The organism is Pseudomonas rosaeacicularis (assembly GCF_057128745.1).
The window spans coordinates 120,561-137,675 of sequence record NZ_JBSKHT010000016.1; the positions used below are offsets into that span (position 1 = coordinate 120,561).

Below are 17,115 nucleotides of genomic sequence, written 5' to 3' on the forward strand. Positions count from 1 at the left end.
GCTCCTAATGCTTCTACAACAGTGCTTTGGACCCGGTCAGTACCGCTAAACGTTACTAACCAAGATGTCAGATGGCGTGGACACTCGCCATCCATTGGATCCCCCACTTGAGATAACCTTATGACCCTTGGTTTTAACGATCGGGACAACATTAAGCCAGAGTGTGAACATGCTTGAATCGGAACTGAAGGCTTTCTACACGGTTGCCCAGCTGGGTAGCGTGACGCTTGCGGCCAAAAAACTAGGCCTGAGCCAGCCCACGGTGACCAATCAGATTCGTCAGCTGGAAAGTCAGTTTGCCGTGGAGCTTTTTTACCGTGGCGGCAGGCGTTTAACCCTCAGCGAAACCGGGATTCGCTTGCTGCCGCTCATCAAACCCATGATGTCGCAAAGCTCCAACATCGAGTTTTTTCTGAACAATGCGAGTAGCAAAGCCGGGACGCTGCGCATCGGCGCCACGGCGCCGTATTACATTCTGGATTTGGTAAAGGCGTTCCGCGAACGGCATGAATCGCACATCAGCCTGGAGTTGGGTAACTCACAGCAAATGATTGATGCACTGGATGAGTACCGGGTCGATCTGGTGACGTCATCTCAGCAACTGACAGATGCACGCCTCTTCTGCCTGCGATTGGGACAGGATCCGCTGGTACTGGTCGCCCATCGCAGCCATCCTCTGGCCAACCAGAGCCGCATTTCGCTGAACGCAATCGCCACTCACTGCGTGTTGATGCGAGAACAGGGATCTCACACCCGCCAGCTCACGGAGGACATGCTGACTCACGCGCAGATAAGACTCGGAAACGTCATCGAGATCGGCAGCCGAGAAGCCATCCGTGAAGCGGTGCTTCGCAACATCGGGGTGAGCATCATTGCGCGCCATGAAGTGCCGGACAGTCAGGAGCTGCGCATCGTGACGATTCATCAAGCCGCATTACTCGACGAGTTCCTGTACTGCCTTAAGGAGCGCCGGGCTGCGCGTCTGATTGACGACTTCCTGCAAGTCGCGCACAAACGCTTTGGTTAAGCTGCGGATTTGATCAAGACGATACCCAGTGTCACAGCGATGGCCGCAATCAACCGGCGGCGGCCAAAGGGTTCTTTGAATAGAAGCGCGGCAATCACGGCTCCGATGATGACGCTGCTTTCTCTCAGTGCAGCAATTTTCGCGACGTGATCCAGCGTCATCGCCCACAGCACCAGTGCATAGGCGGCGCAATACGTCAGCCCCCCAAATACCGATAATTGCCAATTTTCCCGCAGGTGGTGGCGCAAAGCCTGACGGTGAAGCCTGGCTGCGAACAGCGGGATGGGCACACTCAAAACCAGGGTGAAATACACCAGGTAGGAAAGCACTCCCTGCGAGCTTCGTACTCCCTGGGCATCGACCACCGTGTATAGCGCGACACACACGCCCGCGGCCAACGCATTCCGCGGCGCTTGCCATTCTTCGGTCACACGTAGCAGGCTCAGGACACCCAAGGACAGAATGGCCACGCCCACGATGCCCAGCGGCGACAACCCCTCCCCCAGCCAACAGGCAGCGAACACGACGACCAGCAACGGGGGTAATCCTCGCACCAACGGATACACCTGACCGAAGTCTCCGAAGTGATACGCACGAAGCAGGAAATACCGATAAAACAGGTTGATAACTGCAGAAAGCAGGATAAGGCCCCATATCGGCGGAGCGGGTAACGCGACAAAGGGTACGGCAATCAGCGCAACGACGAAAGCGACACTGTCGACCGTTGCCATCGAGGACAATCGGTCATTACTGGACTTGACCACCGCGTTCCAGCTGGCGTGCATGAACGCAGAGATCAAGACCAGCAGTGTGGCCAAGTTAGTATCGGACATGAGGTTGCTCGCTTTAGGGAGATCATCAGCATGCCGTCGACAGAACCATCAATCCAATCGGTTATAGCGCAACTCTGCATCAGTTAAACTTATGCTTGAGCTTATACACCGCGGGTAGAAATGAGCGTCTAGAGCGTTGCATACACCCGAGAACAGCCAAAATAGCTATGGATTCATAGCCATTTTTACGAAGCAGAACACCATATGCTCGAACAATAGTTGTTTAACAACCTATTGAATCAACAGAGATTTGTATTCTTCCGGGCAAGATTTCAAGTTTGCAATTGCACCCTGCCGAGGTTTTTTCCTGATTTGTATTTGCGGGTGATTTTTCCGCGTGATACATCAAATCCAAGCGATGTAACTCACGTACGGCAACGTTAGATTGCCTGCTTTCGCCCATTGCCTACCTGCCCGTCATTTGTTCATTCCGTTGTTTTACATCGGTACCACCATTGCTTTTGGTGGCTGGCATTGCGAAGGGAAACCTCATGGCTTCTACAATCAGTCAACTATCTACCGTGCCTCTCTCGGTTCAAGGCATTGGTAAATCTTACGGCAAATTGAACGTACTCAATGATGTCTCGCTTGAGGTCGAATCAGGCGAACTGGTATGTCTACTCGGCCCTTCAGGGTGCGGAAAAACTACGCTGTTGCGCATCATCGCTGGACTGGAAAAACAAGATGCAGGCCGTTTGATGATCGGCGCCCGGGATATTACTCAGGCTCATCCTCATGAGCGTGACTACGGGATCTTGTTTCAGTCCTACGCCCTGTTTCCCAATCTCACTGTTGCGCAAAATATTGGCTACGGCCTGAGCACCCGCAACCTCCTTCACTCTCAAATTCGGGAACGTGTCGAGGAAATGCTCGACCTCGTCGCCCTCACCTCCATTGCAGGCAAGTACCCCGGCCAGTTGTCTGGTGGACAACAACAACGTGTGGGCCTTGCAAGGGCTTTGGCACCTTCCCCTTCGTTGTTACTGCTTGATGAGCCAATGTCAGCCCTCGACGCCAAGGTGCGCGAACACTTGCGCCATGAACTGCGCGCCCTGCAGAGGAAGCTCGGTATCACCACCGTAATGGTCACCCATGATCAGGACGAAGCAATGGTGATGGCCGACCGAATCGCGGTCATGAATCAAGGCCGGATAGAGCAGTTCGACACCCCGGAGAATATCTATCGTTCGCCCGCCACTCCTTTTGTTGCCAACTTCATCGGCCACGCCAACTGGCTCGAATATCAAAGCCTGAGCGACGGCCAGGCTTATCTAGGATCATTTTCACTCAAACTCGACCCAAGCCCCGCCAGCGGGCCGGGTCGACTCTTTTGTAGGCCGGAGGCATTGCGCGTTGATAACCAGGCCCAAGCCTCTAACAGCATGGCAGCACAGGTCATTGAAAAGTTATTTCTTGGCAATCGCTACAGGCTTACCGTTGAACTGGATCAACTTCGCGGACAGCACCTTGTGGCCGAGATCAGCGCTGATCTCAACACAGTAGCTTTAAACAGCGAGCGAGTCTGGCTGACGTTTCCACCCCACAGCTTGCGAGCTTTTCCGGGAGCTTCGCGATGACCAGCATGCGGCTACCCCAATCACCGCAACTGCAGCCAAAACCGCAGGAAAATTCGTCCATGGCAGCGCGGCTGGACTTGTTATTCAGCCGAGGGGTCAAGTTGTTAATGGTGACATTTTTAATGGTCGGGCTTGCCCTGCCATTGATCGCCATGCTGAGTAAAGTCACGGATGTTCCAAACGGCCTCTCCGGCGTTTGGGAGATGCTCTCGAGTTCGCGATTTTTATGGCTGTTGGGTAATAGCATCAAGGTATCACTCAGCACCGTCGCGCTAGTTGTTCCCGCCGCGTACATATTCGCTTATGCCCTGCAACGCAGCTGGATACCGTGCAAGGCACTGCTGCGCAGCATTTCGCTGCTACCGCTGATGGCACCGTCGATGCTGTCGGCCATCGCACTGATTTACTTGTTCGGAAACCAGGGGCTGCTGAAATCGTGGTTCCCGGACGGTATCTACGGCTACAGCGGGATTGTCTTGGGTCAAGCGTTCTACAACTTCCCAATGGCCTTGATGATCCTCATTTCCGCATTGGGTTTAGCCGATGCACGTCTATACGACGCTTCAGTCAGTATGGGTGCGAGTCACTGGAAAACTTTTCTGAATGTCACGTGGCCCAGCACCCGTTATGCAGTGTTTGCCGCCAGTTGCCTGGTCTTCACCCAAACCGTGACCAACTTTGGTATTCCGGTTGTGATTGGCGGGGATTACCAAGTCTTGGCGATGGAGGCTTATAAGTCCGTTGTGGGCCAACAGAAGTTCTCCGAGGGCGCGCTGATTGGCAGCATCCTGTTGGTTCCAGCCCTTATCAGTTTTGCAGTCGACGCCTGGATGCGCCGCTTGCGTGGAGGCCAGGTAAGCAGTCAGGCAGCTACCTATGTGGCACCGGAAAATCGCCTTCGGGACTCGATACTTTTATTGGCAGCGGGCGTTGTTGCCATCGCTCTACTGAGCCTGGTGGTGGTCGCGGTTGGGGCTTCGCTGATCAATTTCTGGCCGTACGACCTGTCAATCTCACTTCGTCACTACGACTTTGAAACCAACGGCGATGTTGGCTGGCTGGCATACCGCAACAGCTTGTTGCTGGCCAGTCTGACGGCACTGATAGGTACCCCGGTGATTTTCACCTGCGCCTACCTTATGGAAAAAACCCGCAACGGTTGGCTTGATAATCTATTGCGGTTGCTATGCATGTTGCCGATGGCAGTGCCAGGTTTAGTCATGGGCTTGGGGTATGTGTTTTTCTTCAATCATCCTAGTAACCCGCTAAACGGAATGTACGGCGGCATCGCGTTAATGATCGTGTGCTGCATGATGCGCTTCCTGACGCCTGCACAGATGACGGCCACAACCGCCTTGCGTCAATTGAACGACGAGATTGAATATGCCTCGCTTTCTCTGAAGGTCCCGCTGGTCAGCACTTACCGGCGTGTGACGTTGCCTATTTGCCTACCGGCGCTGCTTGAGGTATTTCGCTACCTGTTCGTCTCGTCGATGACCTCCGTGTCTGCGCTGATTTTCCTCTACAGCCCGGACACCGTGCTCGCTGCAGTCGCGGTGCTCAACCTAGATGATGCCGGCAACATCGGAGCCGCCGCTGCACTGTCTTCGCTGATTCTTTTGACCTCGGCCCTTGTGTCACTGCTGCTTTATCTGCTCTCACGCGGCCTGATCAGGCATACCCAGCACTGGCGAACCGGACACGCTTGATCCCCTGTAATTCTTGTTGCCAACCTCCCACTCGAAGAGACCTACCATGATTAAATCCTGGACTACAGCCGTTGCCGCCGTACTTGGTTTTGGCATCGCCACCACCGCCTTCGCCAGCACCGAACTGACCGTCTACACGGCCATGGAAAACGAACAGCTTGCCGGCTACAAAAAAGCCTTTGAAGCTAAAAATCCCGATATTCAGATTAAGTGGGTGCGGGACTCTACCGGAATCATCACCGCCAAGCTGCTGGCGGAAAAGTCCAACCCGCGCGCGGATGTCATCTGGGGACTCTACGCGTCCAGTGTGGCCTTATTGGGAAAAGAGGGCATGCTCGAAGCTTATGCGCCCAAGGATGTGGATAAAGTCGATCCTCGTTTTCGGGATAAGCAAGTGCCGCCCCTGTGGGTCGGCAATGGGGTAGAGGCAACCGCTGTCTGTGTGAATACGGTGGAAGCCAAGAAACAGAACCTCCCCATCCCTTCGAGCTGGGAAGACCTGACCAAGCCGATTTACCAAGGCAAAATTGTCATGCCCAACCCCGCCTCCTCCGGCACTGGCTATTCGGCCGTGAATGCCTGGATACAAATCATGGGAGAACAGAAAGCCTGGGACTTCATGGACAAGCTACACGCCAATATCGGCCAATACACCCACTCAGGCTCCAAGCCCTGTACTCAAGCTGCAATGGGCGAGTACCCGATTGGCATTTCCCTGGACTTCCGCGCCATCACCCTGAAACGCCAGGGGGCGCCGCTGGACATCGTACTGCCCACCGAGGGACTCGGACTGGACATCAACGCTGTGGCGTTGATCAAAGGCAGCCACAACCTTGAAGCGGCGAAAAAGCTTGAAGACTTCGCAGTGAGTGAACAGGCTTTCCTGCTATATCAGCCCAATGCCGCAGCGCTCGCGCGTCCGGAATTCAACAGCAAGCTGGCGGAGATGCCTGCCGCCTACTATGACCGCTTGATCTCGGTTGACTTCGACAAGGCGGGTAGCCAGCGTGCAGGCGTGCTCGAGAAATGGCGCGCTCGTTACGATGGTAAATCAGAGCCAAAGAAATAAGCCCGCGACGGTCCTTTTGCAGCGGTGACCGACGCGGTCACCGCTGTACCTCACTTTGCGTCAGCGCTGGTATCGAGCGCCATGAAGGCCGCGATCAAGCGCGATTCGCCGCGTCGCTCCAAGCACCCTATCATGTGCCGGTTGGTCAGCCCGTCGCCAACAATGGGTACCGCGATTACACGTGGGTCGTGGCTGAGTTCGACCGATGAAACAATGCCAATCCCCAGATCAGCAGCCACTGCTTCAGTCACCGCTTCACGACTGTCCAGCTCAAGCAGCACATTGGGCTGGACCCCTGCAAGTTCACACGCCTGGTTAAATGTGCGTCGGGTTATCGAACCCGGCTCGCGCAATACCATGATCTGCTGATCCAGCTGGTTTAAGTCTATCCGCTTGCCCGCCAAGCGATGGCCGGCGGGGACGAGGGCGCAGATTTGAGAGGGTGTCATTTCCTGCAGGCGCAGGCCCTTGCGCGGTTCAACTTCAGTCATGACGGCTACATCGGCATGCTCAGACAACAGCGCTGCGAGGGTTTCGTGGGCATTCCCCAAACGCAGATTGACCACGACCCCGGGGTACTGGGCACGCAAATTGGCGATCATAGGCATCACTCGATGAGGACCGTCCGCCGCGACTTCCAGGCGTCCGGTCAGGAGTTGCCGATTGGACTCCAGCAATGCCTGCGCCTCCTCCACCAGTCCAAACATCGCCCGGGTGATAGCCGCCAGTTGGCTGCCTTCCTGAGTCAGTTCTACGCGCCTGGCTGTACGCCGCAACAATGTGATCTGGTAATGCTCCTCCAGCATCTTCACGTGTCCGGTTACCGCTGGCTGACTTATGAAGAGGCGTGCAGCCGCACGGGTGAAACTCCCTTCGCGGGCAACGGCATCAAATGCGCGTAGTTGAAACAGGTTCATATCTATCAGCCTTACTTATACCTCGGATAACAACAAACAATTTGCTTGATATCCAACGTGATTGCAACCTGTGCTCCGTACCTCTAGCCCACCGCCCGAGAAATTACTATGAGTACTGCTGCGCCGATCCTATTAACCCCCGGCCCCCTTACCACTTCAACCCGTACCCGTCAGGCGATGATGATGGATTGGGGCTCGTGGGACGGCGACTTCAATGAAATGACGGCCGATCTTCGTGAGCACTTGCTCTCGATCTTGAATGGCCAGGACACCCACTACTGCGTTCCGTTACAAGGCAGCGGCACGTTTGCGGTCGAAGCTGCCATCGGCACGCTCGTACCCCGCGACGGCAAAGTGCTGGTCTTGGTAAACGGTGCGTACGGACAGAGACTGGCAAAAATTTGCAGCGTGCTGGGCCGCGCATACAGCACATTCGAAACTGCTGAAGACCAGCCAACCACTGCTGACGATGTGGACAGACTTCTTGATGAGGATAGCGATATCACTCACGTCGCCTTGATCCACTGCGAAACCAGCACAGGAATCCTCAATCCTTTGCAGGGCATCTCACAGGTCGTAGCGAGACACGGCAAGCGGCTGATAATCGATGCGATGAGTTCGTTCGGGGCGCTGCCTATCGATGCGCGTGAAGTGCAATTTGATGCGCTGGTCGCCGCTTCCGGTAAATGTCTGGAAGGCGTTCCAGGCATGGGCTTTGTTTTCGCCAACAAGCAAACACTGGATCAAGCACAAGGGAACTCGCATTCTTTGGCAATGGATCTCTACGACCAAAATAGCTACATGTCCAAAACGGGCCAATGGCGCTTTACTCCCCCGACTCATGTCGTAGCCGCCCTTCACGAAGCGCTTCTGCAATACGCAGAAGAAGGCGGCCTACCCGCTCGTCATCGCCGCTACGCGCAGAACTGCAAAACGCTGCTTGATGGCATGAGCCAGCTGGGCTTGCGCAGTTTTATCCCGGCGCAGATTCAAGCGCCAATCATCGTCACCTTCCACGCGCCAGACAGCCCGAACTACCTGTTCAAAGACTTCTACGAACGCGTCAAAGCCAAGGGCTTCATTTTGTACCCGGGCAAGTTGACGCAAGTCGAAACGTTCCGCGTCGGCTGCATTGGTTGTGTTGACAGCCACGGCATGCAGGGTGCTGTGAACGCCATTGGCCAAGCGCTGCGTGATATGCAAGCCATCTGAATCCCCAAACCATCGGAATCCAACCATGAATTACAACAACCCAAGTAAAACCCAAGCTCTGATTCTTGACTGGGCAGGCACTGTCGTCGACTTTGGATCTTTTGCGCCGACCCAGATTTTCGTCGAGGCTTTCGCGGAGTTTGACGTCGAGGTTTCTATTGAAGAGGCACGCGGGCCCATGGGCATGGGCAAGTGGGATCACATTCGAACGTTATGCGACATACCGGCGGTCAGCGAACGCTACCGAAAGGCTTTCGGCCGCGCGCCAAATGACGACGATGTCACGGCAATCTATAACCGTTTCATGCCGCTGCAGATCGAGAAAATCGCTACTCACTCAGCGCTAATCCCCGGCGCGCTATCAACAATTGATGGCATGCGCAGACAAGGTCTGAAGATCGGATCCTGCTCCGGATATCCGGCAGTAGTCATGGCAAAGGTGGTCGAACTGGCTCGACGCAACGGTTATGTGGCCGACCACGTTGTTGCGACCGACGAGGTACCCAACGGTCGCCCTCATCCCGCCCAGGCTCTGGCGAATGTGATAGCCCTGGGCATCAATGATGTCGCCGCATGCGTCAAAGTCGACGATACAGTTCCTGGAATACTCGAGGGTCGTAGTGCGGGCATGTGGACCGTGGCGCTGGTTTGTTCGGGCAATGCGCTGGGTCTTACATACGAGGAATATAAAGCGTTGGCGGCAGAGGACCTTGCCAGTGAGCGCACACGTATTCACGGCCTTTTTGAAGGTGCTCGCCCTCACTATCTGATCGATACCATCAACGACCTTCCGGCCGTTATCTCGGACATTGACCGCCGCCTGGCGGCGGGTGAGATGCCGCAAGCCTCATGACCAATCAACAGCGTTTCATTAGCTAAATAGCCCTATGTTGAGAGCCGATGGAGTGAGCATCGGCTGGCTCATGTCACGAAGGCGCAGCTTTCAGCCTTTCAAAACCTGCTACAAATCTTGTGCCCCGGCGCTTTCAAGCACACCTGCTTATCGATCACTCGCCAGCTATCTTGGGTCCCCACATAGCTTCTCTAACGACGAAGTCGACAATCCTGAACATCGGGTTGCAGTCCTCTATCCGCCACGCTCACCCATATCGGCTGCGCCGATACAAACCTCGAATCAATCGATTTGAGCATCTCTGCCAACACACGGATCATGGCTTCATAAAACAACAACAAGAGGACGCCCCATGACCGCCCATTTTCATAATCCTGTCGCTACTTACTTTGGCAGTGGCAGCCTGAGCCAGATAACCGCACTTACCGCCAATCAAAAAGTCGCGCTGGTGACCTTCCCTGAAGCGCGAGGATTGGGTTTGATCAAACGGGTCGAAGACTTGCTCGGTGAGCACTTGGTCTACGTCTTCGAAGACGTGCAGCCCAATCCCGACGTTAGCCAGTTGCGTGACGTCTACGAAGACTTCTGGAAGCGAGCCGAGCACTGCGACGTCGTGTTCGCGCTGGGCGGTGGTAGTGCCATAGACACGGCCAAAGCTCTGATCGTGGGGACCGACTCGGGTCATTTCGATGAGTTGCTGGAGCTCCTGGCGCAGGGCACACCTTTTACTCCTGCCCGATACAAATCGCTTATCGCCGCCCCCACCACCGCTGGTACAGGTAGCGAAGTAACGCCATGGGCGACAATTTGGGATTCGCAGCAGAAGAAGAAATACTCGCTGCACCTGGAATGTACATGGCCCAAAGCTGCCATTGTCGATCCCGATCTGATGCTGACAGTGCCAGCCAGCGTCACAGTGTCAACCGGACTGGACGCACTGTCCCATGCATTGGAGTCGATCTGGAATGTGAACGCCAATCCGATTTCGGACACTTTTGCCGTCTCTGCTATCGAGGAGGTGTTTCTGTGCCTGCCCGGTCTGCGGCACAACCTGAGCAGCAAGGAACTGCGGTCGCGCATGGCGCTTGCCGCACTGAAGGCGGGCATGGCGTTTTCAAACACCAAGACTGCCCTCGCCCACTCGATCTCCTATGAAATGACGCTGCGCCACGGCTTGCCTCACGGTATCGCCTGTTCATTCTCCCTGCCATACGTACTGGGATTGGCGTGGGGTCGCGATCGCGAGCGGGACCGAGTGCTTCAACGCGTCTTCGGCTCTGACCTGGCTCAAGCCCAGAGCCAACTGCAGAATTTCCTGCAAAGCCTTGAAGTGAAGACCGAGTTCTCTGACTACGGAGTCAGCGATACCGAAGCCCGAGAAATGGTCGAATTTGCTCTGCAAGGTGCGCGGGGCAAGAATTTCATTGGCGCTCACGCTGCCTGAAGTGCCCTGCACAACGACTACGCTGGAACGATGTTCCAAATCGTTCTATTTCCTGCTGCACCGTAAAGAGTGCCGACTCGCTGGCTGACGCGTGCGAGAGCGAAACAAGAAAGGAAAAAACCATGAATCGTGCCGAAAGTCTCTCTGGTCTTGCAGTACCGATGTCGCGCTTTCGTATTGCCCAATGGCGGATGTTGTTGGCCGCCATGTTTTGCTACTTGTTCTTCTACACCGGCCGGCAGACTTTCGGCTTCGCCATTCCGGGTATCCAGGCCGAATTTGGCCTGAGCAAGGAAACCCTGGGCTGGGCATCGAGCGCTATGCTCTGGTCCTACGCCATCGGCCAAGCCATCAACGGCAATCTAGCTGACAAGTTCGGCGGACGACGCATCATGACTCTCGGCGCGGTGCTGTCTTGCGGCGCCAATTGGGTCACTAGTTTTGCAGGAGGTTTCGGCAGCCTGATCCTGCCATGGGGCATAAACGGTTATTTCCAGGCGCTGGGCTGGGCACCGGGCAGTCGACTGCTCTCCAATTGGTGGAGTGCGGGTGAGCGCGGCAAGATGTACGGCTTTTACGTCTTTGCTGCGGGGTGCGCCTCTGTCCTGTCCTACGTCACCTCAGTCGTCGTGCTCGAGGTGCTTCATCTGGAATGGCGCTGGATCTTCCGCCTCCCCGTCCTGCTGATGCTGGCCGGTGGAATCATTTTTTATTTGGTCGCCCGAGAAAAGCCTCAGGACATGGGCTTCAGCCCGTTGGCTGATACTGGTGTCGCCAACGCTGACGACAAACTCCACGAAGGCCATCACGAAAACGAAGAGACCTCAGCCCAGCGCTACAAGGCCGTTCTGAAAAACGTTCGCCTCATGATTGCGGCGGTGTCCCTGGGTTTCCAGAACGCCGCCCGCTACGGACTGATTGTCTGGGTTCCGGTCCATTTTTTGGGTGCCGACTGGCAGAAAGGCCAGAGCTTTATCGATCCAAAGTGGATCACTGTAGCGCTGCCAGTGGGCATGGCCGTCGGCGCCTTGAGCAATGGCTGGGTGTCGGACAAGCTGTTTGGTTCCAAACGTTATTTGGCGATCATGCTGTACATGTGCCTGGGTGCAATGACCAGCCTTTGGATGTGGAGCCTGCCAGCCCATAGTTCAGTCGGCCTCCTCGCGCTGTTTCTGTGCGGCTTCTTCGTGTACGGCCCTGCTTCCAGCTTTTGGGCGTTGTGCCCGGACCTCGTGGGCGCCAAGCGCGCTGGCACCGCCACTGGCATCATGAATTTTTCGTCGTACTTGTTCGCGGGCCTGGCAGAGCCACTGATCGGACGCATGCTGGACAGTACAGGCAATACGTCGCTGATCTTCATTGTGGTAACGATAAGCTGTCTGTGCAGCGCCTTCGTAGCATTGTTCGTGAGACGTTAAGGCACCCCGAATACAACTATAAAAAACCGACGATTCAGGAAACGAACGCATGTATCAGTATCACAAGTGGTTACGTTCCTTTCATGCCGTGGCCAAAACCGGGAGCTTCTCGCTGGCGGCGAATTACCTGAACGTCGGACAGCCCACCATCAGCGAACAGGTCAGCGGACTTGAGAAGCGCTTTTGCGTCGAGCTTTTTCATCGCCGGGGCCGGTTCGTGGAGTTAAGTGCAGCAGGGGTGAAACTGTACGAAATCACTCAGGGGGTTTTCGGCCAGGAGGACGAAGCGCTTCAGTTGCTTCAAAGCTTCAGCCAGCGCAAACACGGGATGTTGCGGATAGGCGCCGTATCACCTCCGATTGCCATGAGCCTGACCTACTCGCTCATGCAACAGTATCCGGATATCGATCTGGAAACATCATTCACAACCGAGGCCGAGACACTGGAGCGTTTGTACAACTTCGATATCGACATCGCAATCCTAGCGCTTTCGGAGTTCGATCACCGGCTCACGACTCAGCTGTATCGCACCTACCCGATTCTTGGCGTGGTGAGGGACGACCATCCCTGGACAACTCAGGACCAGGTGAGCATCCGCGAAATCAGCTCCCAGCGGGTGGTATTGCGGGAAAAAGCGTCGCGCACACGACAACTAGTCGAGGAAGCATGCCACAAGCGCGACATTCGCCTGGACTGCGTCATGCAACTGAACAGCCGCGAAGCAATTGTGCATGCAGTTGTGCAAGGCATCGGTGTCGGATTTGTCTCTGCCGTAGAGTACGCGGATCAACCCGGCACCAAGGCCGTTTCTTTTATCGAAGATCCTCTGCACATCAACTACTTCCTGTGCTGTCTGGGGGTGCGCCGCAATAGGCCGATCATCTCGGAGTTGTTCGATTCCTGCGCCCTGCTGGAAACAATCCAACTCTAAAAGCGCGACAACAATCAAGCACCATCGGCCTTTTTCTCATTCGAAGAAGCGGGCCACCTTTATCTAAAAAACAAGGAGAATCACATGGACTATCAATCCCCGGAACGCTTGCAAGCCGTTGTACTTGACTGGGCAGGCACGGTTGTCGATTTTGGCTCCTTCGCCCCAACGCAAATTTTCGTCGAAGCATTTGCCGAATTTGGCGTGGCGGTTTCGCTGGAAGAAGCGCGTGGTCCGATGGGCATGGGCAAATGGGACCATATCCGTACTCTGTGCAATCAGCCCGAAATCGCCAAGCGCTATCAAGCAGCCTTCGGACATTCGCCTAGTAATGACGATGTAACAGCGATATATAACCGTTTTATGCCGCTGCAGATCGAGAAAATTGCCGAGCACTCGGCGCTCATCCCGGGCGCACTTGAGGTGATCGCGAATCTGCGGGACAAGGGCGTGAAAATCGGCTCTTGCTCGGGCTATCCCGCCGTCGTGATGGCCAAGGTTGTAGAGCTGGCCGCCACTAACGGCTACATTGCCGATCACGTTGTCGCCACCGATCAAGTGCCTAACGGCCGTCCTTACCCGGCGCAGGCTCTGGCTAATGTAATAGCACTTGGCATTGACGATGTTGCGGCGTGCGTGAAAGTCGACGACACCTGGCCCGGCATTCTCGAAGGTCGCAAAGCGGGCATGTGGACGGTTGCACTGACATGCTCAGGAAATGCGCTTGGACTGTCTTACGACGACTTTAAAGCCCTGCCACCTGAACAACTGTTACGTGAACGCACGCGCATCTGCGAGATGTTCGAAGGGTCGCGCCCACACTATCTGATCGATACGATCGTTGATCTCCCCAACATCATTGAAGACATCAACGCACGTCTCGCACGAGGTGAAATGCCTCAAGCCTGCTGACCTGTCAGTGCGTGACCATGAAGTGTCCGTCTCACGGACACTTTTCCAGTTGCCGTTCTGCAATGTCCGCTTAGGGTCGATTTCAGCCGGTGGCGATGGGCAGAAAACGGCCAAGAGCTGCCCCTCGTAGAAGGCAGAGGCTGGCCAGAAGCGGTCATACAGGATCGCTTACGCCATGTGCCAACGACGCGCTTACCACAGACCCTGTCAGGCGCACGTTATTGGAGGGTGTCTCGCGGGGCTTCACGCCAGGTACGAGCAACGTCGATGGTCACCTAATAAGCCGATCAATTTAGCGTTCAAGCGATGGTGCGCATGGCATCGGAAAGATCTTTCTGACATTTGATCAACGCTGCCTTAATAGTGTCGATGTACTGCTCCATTCGCCAAACAGGCCCGACCACATCAATCGCGTATTGGCCCTGTGGCGTTTGCAAGCCAACGGCTATCGCCCCGACCCCAATCGTGTGCTCGTCAAAATCAAGGGCAAATCCACTGTTCCTGATCTCTTCAAGCTGCACCAGCAACTGCTTGAACGTGAGTGTCTTGGGCGTCAGCTGTTTGAGTTCGGTGCCGAGCATGTTTGTCACTGCCTTGTCCTGCATGGCAGCGAGCAGGATCTTGCCGCCCGCCGTCGCATAGATGCTCAGAAAGTTTCCCGCCACCGGGGCGACGCGCAGGGCATTGGGTGACACGACCGAGTGCAGGATCAACAACTCGGTACCGCTCGCACCGATTAGCACGGCCGTCTCACCGGTCGCCCGCGACAGCTCTTCCAGATACGGCCGAGCCTTTTGCGTGATATCGACATGGCTATGGGACGCCAGCCGCATCAATGCCGGGCCCAGGCAGACGCCGCCAGGTCCGTGCACTTCCAGCAGCTCTTCCTGAGCCAGCGCATCCACCATCCGCCGGTGCGGGCACCCAGCAGGAACACCAGAAAGCCCAGGCCGATTTGCAAGGCTGGCAAGCTTCACGCGACCGCGATGAAGCGTCCCGCGTTGCCGTGACCAAAACCCTGGATGTGCTCAAGGCGCAGCTGGAAGTGGCCAAAGCCGAACTGTCCAAGGATCAGGCGGCGTTGAATCAGGCCGACCTGAACGTTTCCTACACCAAAATCATTGCGCCGCAGGATGGCATGGTCGGTCAGCGTTCAGTGCGCGTCGGTGCCTATGTGTCACAAGGGCAACCGCTGATGGCCGTGGTGCCGCTGCATCAGGCCTTCGTGGTCGCCAACTTCCGTGAAACCCAACTGGCGCATATGGTCCCGCACCAGGAAGTGGAGCTGCACGTCGACAGCATTCCGGATCACAGTTTCAAAGGACACATAGAAAGTGTCGCGCCAGCCACTGGCGTGTCCTTCTCCGAGATCGCTCCGGACAACGCAACGGGTAACTTCACCAAGGTCGTGCAGCGCATCCCGGTGAAAATCATCTTCGAGCAGGATCAGGCTGACCTCGATCTGCTGCGCATTGGCATGTCGGTGGTCGCTACAATCGATACCACCAAGGGGCATTGAGATGAAGCGCACTCTATTGTTCCTGGTCATGGCCAGCCTGGGGGCCTGCTCCGTCGGCCCCGACTTTCAGGCGCCGCGCCCTGATCTTCCCGCAACCTGGCAAGGCTCAGTGCAACCCGACACGACCCTGGCAGGCAAAATCGACAGCCAGTGGTGGCAGCAGTTGGGAGACGCAGAGCTGACGGCACTGGTAGGGCGCGCAGCGGAGGCCAACCTTGACGTGCGCACGGCCAGCAACAGCCTTGAGCAAAGCAGGCTGATGCGTCAGGTCACCGGCAGTGAGCAGTTGCCGGGCATCAGTGCCAATGGCGCTTATAAACGTGCGCGCAACAGTTCGGTCGGCATCCTCGATGAGTCGAACCTGGAGGGCAAGGCGCCATTCGAGCTGTGGAGCAGCGCCGTTGACACCAGTTGGGAAGTCGACCTTTGGGGCCATGTGCGCCGCAGCGTCGAGGCCGCTGACGCCGACGTCGAGCTGACCCGTGCGCAACGTGACGGTGTGTTGCTGAGCATCAGCGCTGAAACCGCATCGGACTATATTCGTTTGCGCGGCGTACAGGCCAAGCTGGCAGTCGCCCGGCAAAACCTGGAAATCGCCCGGCAGAGTTATCAGCTGACCAAGACCCGTTTTGACAATGGCGTCACCACCAACCTCGACACGGCAAACTCGGCAGCGCAAGTGGCAACCATCGAAGCGGTGCTGCCCGTGCTCGGCGCGCGGCAGGAACGCTTGATAAACGCCTTGAGTTTCTTGCTGGGCGAGGCGCCTCGGGCGCTGCATGCAGAGCTGATCGAGCCCAAAGCCATTCCCAATCCCGCGCCTGATGTTCCGCTCGGCCTGCCGTCGGAGCTGGCCCAGCGCCGCCCGGACATCCAGCAAAGCGAAGCCGCGCTGCATCGCGCCACTGCCGCAATAGGTGTGGCACAAGCCGATTTCTACCCGCGCATCAGCCTGGGCGCGAGTATCGGATCGCAAGCTTTGGACGGTTCGAATTTCGGTAACTGGAATTCCCGCGCCTGGTCCTACGGCCCGAGCTTTTACCTGCCTATTTTCCAGGGTGGCCGCTTGACCGGCACTCTGGAACTGCGCAAGCGCCAAGAGCAGGAAGCGGCGATCAAGTATCAGCGCACCGTGCTGGGGGCCTGGCATGAAGTCGATAACGCGATGACAGACTACTCGGCTGAGAAACAGCATTACACGGCGCTGGACGAAGCCGTGCGCCAGAACACCATCGCTCTGAGCACGGCGCGGGATCGCTACAGCCAGGGGGCTGTGGATTTCATCAACGTGCTGGGCGTGCAGCGCGCGCTGCTGGCGACGCAGAGTGATCTGGTAGACAGCGCCACACAAGCGGCCCTTGACCGCGTGCAACTGTATCGAGCGCTGGGCGGTGGTTGGCCCAAGGGCTGAAACCGCTAGTCACACGCGACAGCCGACCAGACCAACGAAGGCACTTGAGCAGCAAATCGTTCAAGGCCATCCAGGCTTTCAGAATTTACCGGATATTCTCGCTGTAGAAGGCGGCGTGCCCGTCTTCATCCACGGCCAGCTCGCGGGGGCCGTTGGTGTCGCAGGCGGGCTATCCGCGGACGATGGCGCGCTTGCAGAAAAGGCAGCAACTGCTTTAACGGCAGGCGCGGCTCAAAAGAAACCTCTTCCCAAGCTAGACAGATTTGGTAGATGACGCCCACGT

General features: G+C 56.3%; 16 protein-coding genes. 13 read left to right on the forward strand and 3 right to left on the reverse strand.

Translation table 11 applies throughout. The features are described 5' to 3' along the window. Nucleotides 1–169: 169 nt before the first annotated feature. Complete coding sequence (locus ACWKWM_RS20960) at nt 170–1,027, forward strand: LysR substrate-binding domain-containing protein (protein ID WP_483847969.1); 858 nt, start codon at nt 170–172, stop codon at nt 1,025–1,027. Here ACWKWM_RS20960 and ACWKWM_RS20965 read toward each other — a convergent pair. Then, entirely contained in the window at nt 1,024–1,860 is an 837-nt protein-coding gene (locus tag ACWKWM_RS20965) for an EamA family transporter (protein ID WP_483847970.1), read from the reverse strand. The two genes, ACWKWM_RS20960 and ACWKWM_RS20965, sit on opposite strands and share 4 nt — an antisense overlap. A gap of 491 nt (nt 1,861–2,351) precedes the next feature. Here ACWKWM_RS20965 and ACWKWM_RS20970 point away from each other — a divergent pair, with 491 nt between their 5' ends. Genes ACWKWM_RS20970 through ACWKWM_RS20980 form a run of 3 tightly spaced genes read left to right on the forward strand, consistent with a single transcriptional unit; the run spans nt 2,352 to nt 6,215 of the window. Further along, entirely contained in the window at nt 2,352–3,437 is a 1,086-nt protein-coding gene (locus tag ACWKWM_RS20970; protein ID WP_483847971.1) for a putative 2-aminoethylphosphonate ABC transporter ATP-binding protein, read from the forward strand. 5 nt (nt 3,438–3,442) lie between these two features. Next, nucleotides 3,443–5,146, forward strand: coding sequence for a putative 2-aminoethylphosphonate ABC transporter permease subunit (locus tag ACWKWM_RS20975; protein ID WP_483848045.1), 1,704 nt, complete (start codon nt 3,443–3,445; stop codon nt 5,144–5,146). 46 nt (nt 5,147–5,192) lie between these two features. Further along, entirely contained in the window at nt 5,193–6,215 is a 1,023-nt protein-coding gene (locus ACWKWM_RS20980; protein ID WP_483847972.1) for a putative 2-aminoethylphosphonate ABC transporter substrate-binding protein, read from the forward strand. A 50-nt stretch (nt 6,216–6,265) separates the two neighbouring features. Here the strand turns inward: ACWKWM_RS20980 and ACWKWM_RS20985 are convergent, their stop codons facing one another. Further along, the gene (locus ACWKWM_RS20985) at nt 6,266–7,132 is read right to left on the reverse strand and encodes a LysR substrate-binding domain-containing protein (protein WP_483847973.1); all 867 of its coding nucleotides are present in this window, start codon (nt 7,130–7,132) and stop codon (nt 6,266–6,268) included. Between the two features lie 108 nt (nt 7,133–7,240). Between ACWKWM_RS20985 and ACWKWM_RS20990 the strand changes: the two genes are divergently transcribed. From ACWKWM_RS20990 to phnX (ACWKWM_RS21015), 6 genes are all read left to right on the forward strand, one after another. Further along, entirely contained in the window at nt 7,241–8,344 is a 1,104-nt protein-coding gene (locus ACWKWM_RS20990) for a 2-aminoethylphosphonate--pyruvate transaminase (protein WP_483847974.1), read from the forward strand. A gap of 25 nt (nt 8,345–8,369) precedes the next feature. After that, nucleotides 8,370–9,197 carry a phosphonoacetaldehyde hydrolase gene (gene phnX / locus ACWKWM_RS20995; RefSeq protein WP_483847975.1) on the forward strand — a complete coding sequence of 276 codons (828 nt, stop codon included), beginning with the start codon at nt 8,370–8,372 and terminating at the stop codon, nt 9,195–9,197. Nucleotides 9,198–9,549: 352 nt separating this feature from the next. Continuing rightward, nucleotides 9,550–10,641 carry an iron-containing alcohol dehydrogenase PsrA gene (psrA, locus tag ACWKWM_RS21000; RefSeq protein ID WP_483847976.1) on the forward strand — a complete coding sequence of 364 codons (1,092 nt, stop codon included), beginning with the start codon at nt 9,550–9,552 and terminating at the stop codon, nt 10,639–10,641. A 122-nt stretch (nt 10,642–10,763) separates the two neighbouring features. After that, the gene (locus tag ACWKWM_RS21005; RefSeq protein WP_483847977.1) at nt 10,764–12,059 is read left to right on the forward strand and encodes an MFS transporter; all 1,296 of its coding nucleotides are present in this window, start codon (nt 10,764–10,766) and stop codon (nt 12,057–12,059) included. Between the two features lie 49 nt (nt 12,060–12,108). Continuing rightward, nucleotides 12,109–12,990 carry a LysR substrate-binding domain-containing protein gene (locus ACWKWM_RS21010; protein WP_483847978.1) on the forward strand — a complete coding sequence of 294 codons (882 nt, stop codon included), beginning with the start codon at nt 12,109–12,111 and terminating at the stop codon, nt 12,988–12,990. An 84-nt stretch (nt 12,991–13,074) separates the two neighbouring features. Further along, nucleotides 13,075–13,902, forward strand: coding sequence for a phosphonoacetaldehyde hydrolase (gene phnX / locus ACWKWM_RS21015; protein WP_483847979.1), 828 nt, complete (start codon nt 13,075–13,077; stop codon nt 13,900–13,902). A 299-nt stretch (nt 13,903–14,201) separates the two neighbouring features. Here phnX (ACWKWM_RS21015) and ACWKWM_RS21020 read toward each other — a convergent pair whose 3' ends face one another. After that, nucleotides 14,202–14,810, reverse strand: a complete 609-nt coding sequence (locus ACWKWM_RS21020) for an IclR family transcriptional regulator (protein WP_483847980.1) — start codon at nt 14,808–14,810, stop codon at nt 14,202–14,204. A gap of 47 nt (nt 14,811–14,857) precedes the next feature. On the opposite strand from ACWKWM_RS21020, the gene ACWKWM_RS21025 reads away from it, so the two are divergent. Genes ACWKWM_RS21025 through ACWKWM_RS21035 form a run of 3 tightly spaced genes read left to right on the forward strand, consistent with a single transcriptional unit; the run spans nt 14,858 to nt 17,106 of the window. Further along, nucleotides 14,858–15,421, forward strand: coding sequence for a hypothetical protein (locus ACWKWM_RS21025; RefSeq protein ID WP_483847981.1), 564 nt, complete (start codon nt 14,858–14,860; stop codon nt 15,419–15,421). Nucleotide 15,422: 1 nt separating this feature from the next. Further along, nucleotides 15,423–16,832, forward strand: coding sequence for an efflux transporter outer membrane subunit (locus ACWKWM_RS21030; RefSeq protein ID WP_483847982.1), 1,410 nt, complete (start codon nt 15,423–15,425; stop codon nt 16,830–16,832). After that, entirely contained in the window at nt 16,813–17,106 is a 294-nt protein-coding gene (locus ACWKWM_RS21035) for a heme-binding protein (protein WP_483847983.1), read from the forward strand. The genes ACWKWM_RS21030 and ACWKWM_RS21035 overlap by 20 nt, the downstream gene beginning before the upstream one ends. The last annotated feature ends 9 nt before the right edge of the window (nt 17,107–17,115 follow it).